General features: G+C 64.0%; 5 protein-coding genes. 4 read left to right on the top strand and 1 reads right to left on the bottom strand.

All coding sequences use genetic code 11. From position 1 onward, the window contains the following. Positions 1–367: 367 nt before the first annotated feature. Genes A2J02_RS18075 through A2J02_RS18065 form a run of 3 tightly spaced genes read left to right on the top strand, consistent with a single transcriptional unit; the run spans position 368 to position 2,367 of the window. On the top strand, positions 368–1,156 hold the full coding sequence (locus A2J02_RS18075) for a GntR family transcriptional regulator (RefSeq protein WP_008720425.1): 789 nt from the start codon (positions 368–370) through the stop codon (positions 1,154–1,156). Positions 1,157–1,184: 28 nt separating this feature from the next. Continuing rightward, on the top strand, positions 1,185–1,523 hold the full coding sequence (locus A2J02_RS18070) for a rhodanese-like domain-containing protein (RefSeq protein WP_008720426.1): 339 nt from the start codon (positions 1,185–1,187) through the stop codon (positions 1,521–1,523). Between the two features lies 1 nt (position 1,524). Continuing rightward, positions 1,525–2,367 carry a sulfite exporter TauE/SafE family protein gene (locus A2J02_RS18065; RefSeq protein ID WP_008720427.1) on the top strand — a complete coding sequence of 281 codons (843 nt, stop codon included), beginning with the start codon at positions 1,525–1,527 and terminating at the stop codon, positions 2,365–2,367. An 84-nt stretch (positions 2,368–2,451) separates the two neighbouring features. On the opposite strand, the gene A2J02_RS28785 is transcribed toward A2J02_RS18065, so the two are convergent. After that, positions 2,452–3,003: a hypothetical protein gene (locus A2J02_RS28785; RefSeq protein ID WP_008720428.1), complete on the bottom strand. Its 552-nt coding sequence runs from the start codon at positions 3,001–3,003 to the stop codon at positions 2,452–2,454. A gap of 106 nt (positions 3,004–3,109) precedes the next feature. On the opposite strand from A2J02_RS28785, the gene A2J02_RS18055 reads away from it, so the two are divergent. Beyond that, a partial coding sequence (locus tag A2J02_RS18055; protein WP_231893885.1) for an IS256 family transposase occupies positions 3,110–3,898 on the top strand: 789 nt, incomplete at its 3' end.

The raw sequence follows: 3,898 nt of genomic DNA, 5'->3' as shown, positions 1-3,898 counted from the left end.
GTTTGGTCCTGTGCTCGCCCTGTCGGCTCGCTGCGCCACCGACGGTGAGCAGACCCCAGACCGAGCAGGACCCCGGGCGACACTCCTGATCCGGCACCGACTGGCCTGACCCGGGACCGACTGGGAGGCGACGTGATGCCGCGTCGCTACGCGGACGGATTCACCAGGTTCGGCGCGATCTCCACCAGGCGCTCGTTCGTGCTCGGCGAGACTTTGTCGATGCGAAGGTCGTCTTGTTGCGTGTCGACCTGCGCAGAGCATCTCCCGTCCGTACGGATGTACGTACATTTGTTGTACAGTGGCCCCGAGGGCCAGCAGTCGGCGGCTCGAATTCGGATTCCGACACAGATCGACAGGAGGGCCTTTGATGGTTGAACCCGATCGCAGTGCCGCGCTCGACCGCTCCAGTGCGATGCCGCTGTGGGCGCAACTGCATGCTGATCTGGTCCGCCGAATCGGTGACGACGAATTCGCCGGCTCCGAGTTCCCGGGCGAGCATGCGTTGACGACGAGCTACGGGGTGAGCCGTCACACCACCCGCGAGGCCCTGCGGCACCTGCGGAACGAAGGAATCTTGATTGCAGAGCGTGGCCGGCCTTCTCGGTTGGCGGCTCCGCCGGTGATCGAGCAGCCACTCGGTGCGCTCTACAGTCTCTTCGCTGCGGTGGAAGCCACGGGTGTTGCTCAGCACAGCGTGGTGCGTGTACTCGAACTGCGGACCGACCCCGCGGTGGCCGCTACCCTGCGGGTCGGTCCCAAGGCGCCGCTGCTCTACCTAGAGCGCATCCGTATGGCAGGGACCATGCCGTTGGCGCTCGACCGTGCCTGGTTGCCGGGGGATCTGGCACGCGACCTCCTGGATGCGGACTTCACTCACACGGCTCTCTACATCGAGCTCGAGAAGCGTTGCGGCATCCGCCTGACCGGTGGCCGCGAGGACGTCACTGCCGTCGTCCCGGATCCGGAGGATGCGGCAGCACTCGAACTCGATTCGAAGACCTCCGCGCTGTCGATCCGCCGTTCGGGTTGCATGAATTCCCGGCCGGTGGAGTTGCGGCACACAGTGATTCGAGGAGATCGGTTCACCGTCTCGGCCACGTTCTCACCGAGCGACGGCTATCGCTTCGTGCCGGCCACGCCGCTGCACGCCCTGTAAGCACCCACTGATCCAAGGAGCGTTCTTCATGACTGGAGCACCACCGGAAGCCGATCCGGCCGCCGCACACGCTTTGATCGCCGAATCGGGAGCCATCCTGATCGATGTCCGCGAGGACGACGAATGGGCAGCCGGCCACGCCCCGGACGCCGTCCATGTACGCCTCGGCGATCTCGATCCTGCTGCCTATCCTCCCGAGCAGAAATTGGTCGTGGTGTGCCGCTCGGGCGCTCGGTCGAGCAAAGCTGTCGCGGCCCTCACCGATGCCGATCGCACGGCGCACAATCTGTCGGGCGGTATGATGGCGTGGCACGAAGACGGCCGCCCTGTGGTCCGTGATGACGGCACGCCCGGCTCAGTAATTTGACATGGTCGCCATCCTCGCGATCGCAGTCGCCGCAGGGATTCTCATCGGGCTTTCCCTCGGCGCGCTCGGTGGTGGGGGATCGATACTGACTGTTCCTGCTCTGGTGTACCTCCTGGCGGTTGAACCGCAATCGGCAACGAGCGCCTCGCTGATCATTGTCGGAATCACCTCGATCATCGCGGCCATCAGCCATGCGCGAGCACGGCACGTTCGGTGGCGGGCAGCGGCAGTGTTCGGACTTCTGGGCGCGGGCACCGCCTTCGGTGGGTCGATCCTCAACCGATCGGTCGACCCGCAGATTTTGCTGCTCGCATTCGCGGCTCTGATGATCGTCGCCGCCGGTGCGATGCTGCGCCGCACCCGGCGAGGACACGATGCCGACCTACCGACGCCGAACCCGGTCGAGACCGCGGAAACACGGTCGAGCGCCGTCGCGGTCGCCGCCAAGCCCACGAAAGTGAAGATCACTACTTCGCAGGTGGTCAAGCTGGTCGCCTCCGCGCTCGTCGTCGGCTGCCTCACCGGGTTTCTGGGAGTGGGCGGCGGATTCCTCATCGTCCCCGCCCTGGTTCTGGCACTGGGCTATTCGATGCCCGTCGCGGTCGGAACGTCACTGGTGATCATCTCCATCACCAGCGCGGGAGCCTTCACCGAACGCCTCGGCACGGGTGCCACCATCCCGTGGGAGATCGTCGTACCGTTCACTTTCGCGGCAATTACAGGCTCGTTCGCAGGAAAAGTCATCAGCGACAGAGTTTCTGCCACCACACTCACCCGTAGCTTCGCAGCCCTGTTATTCGTCGTAGCCGTCTACGTCACCGTCCAGGCATCCATGGCCCTGTAACGCACATCGTTGTGCATCACAGAGCCTATTTCTGCGCATGCAAATGCGTGACGTGTGTGGTCTCGGGACATACCTAACTGATCGTCACCGGGACATCGTTAACGGTCTCGGGGTCGGGTGGGCGTTGAAGTTTCGGATCGGTTTGGTGGTGGTTCCGGCGTGCAGTGAGAGTTTTGTGGGGCCGTCGAGAACTCGGAAATGGTGATCCTCGACGACCACGGTGAGGATGGTTCCGGCGTGTGTGCGGCCGACGGGCAATCTCTGGCCGTCGACCATGACGACACCGTCTATCGGCACTTTCCGGTGCACGCGTTGGGGGCCCGAGGGCGGCGGGAGGAGCGTCGTTGCTCGACGCACGCGGGTCAGTTGGCGGTTATCGTTGCTGATCAACGGATTCGGCAAGGTCTTGATCACATGGTTACCGGCGATGGCGTGGATGAGACCGCCCTCGATTCTGAGGGTGATGCGGGTTCCGGCGGTGTCCGGACCCAATGCGAGCTGATGGCCGAGCAGGGTGATCAGTCCATCGCGGGTGGCGGTGCGATCGACCTCGATCGGTGCCGCAGTGCGCAAGCGGGCACTCGGATCGAACGCGGGCAGTGCCGGCGCAGTCTGCCCTGCACGTGCGCCGCGCATGGTCAACCGGTCGAGGTCGGCGCTCGTCAGCTGGGAGGCACACCGTGGGGCGTGTCAGATGGTTTGTGTAAGAACGGACTGACACGGATGGAGCATCATCGTGACCATGACTGTGGACGGCAATCATGCAGATGACACGAACGATCGGGCTGAGCTCAGCGCCTTCGACGCCTTGAAGGCCTCGGGTGCCCTCGACGAGGTGATGGCCAAGATCGACACGGGCCAGCTGCAGATCACCGGGCAGGGCGGGTTCCTGCAGGAGATGGTCAAGGCGGTTCTCGAGCGCGGACTGCAGACCGAACTCACCGAGCACCTCGGATACGACAAGGGCGACCTTGCCGGCCGTCTACTTCCCAACGCTCGCAACGGTTTCAGCAGCAAGACCGTGTCGAGCGAAGTCGGCGATGTGCCGTTGGCAATCCCCCGCGACCGCGACGGCACGTTCGTTCCAACCCTGGTCCCGCGTGGTGCGCGCAGGATCGGTGGGCTCGATGACATGATCGTCGCGCTCTACGCCGGCGGCATGACAGTGCGCGACATCGAGCATCATCTTGCCTCGACCATCGGTACCGAAATTTCCCGCGAGACCATTTCCAAGATTACCGACTCGGTCCTCGAGGAAGTCCTCGAATGGCAGCGCCGGCCACTCGATCCGATCTATCCGATCCTCTATCTCGATGCGATCGTGGTCAAAATCAGGTCCGGTCAGCAGGTCACCAACAGGGCTGCGCACATCGCCGTCGGTGTCGACCTCGACGGCATCAAACACGTGTTGGGGATCTGGGTTCAAGAACACGAAGGGGCGAAGTTCTGGGCCGGGATCTGCGCTGAGCTGGCAAATCGTGGCGTCAGAGACGTCCTGATCGCCTGCACGGACGGCCTCACTGGATTCGGC

Origin of the sequence: Rhodococcus sp. EPR-147, from assembly GCF_001647185.1 — a bacterium.
Classification (GTDB): Bacteria; Actinomycetota; Actinomycetes; order Mycobacteriales; family Mycobacteriaceae; genus Rhodococcoides.
The sequence above is the reverse complement of the archived record's forward strand: the minus strand, read 5'-3'. Positions and strand labels throughout refer to the sequence as shown.

Bases quoted from the DNA above. Each gene is read 5' to 3' on its own strand.
- A2J02_RS18075 (WP_008720425.1), top strand. From the start codon at position 368: ATGGTTGAACCCGATCGCAGTGCCGCGCTCGACCGCTCCAGTGCGATG.
- A2J02_RS18070 (WP_008720426.1), top strand. From the start codon at position 1,185: ATGACTGGAGCACCACCGGAAGCCGATCCGGCCGCCGCACACGCTTTG.
- A2J02_RS18065 (WP_008720427.1), top strand. From the start codon at position 1,525: ATGGTCGCCATCCTCGCGATCGCAGTCGCCGCAGGGATTCTCATCGGG.
- A2J02_RS28785 (WP_008720428.1), bottom strand. From the start codon at position 3,003: ATGCGCGGCGCACGTGCAGGGCAGACTGCGCCGGCACTGCCCGCGTTC.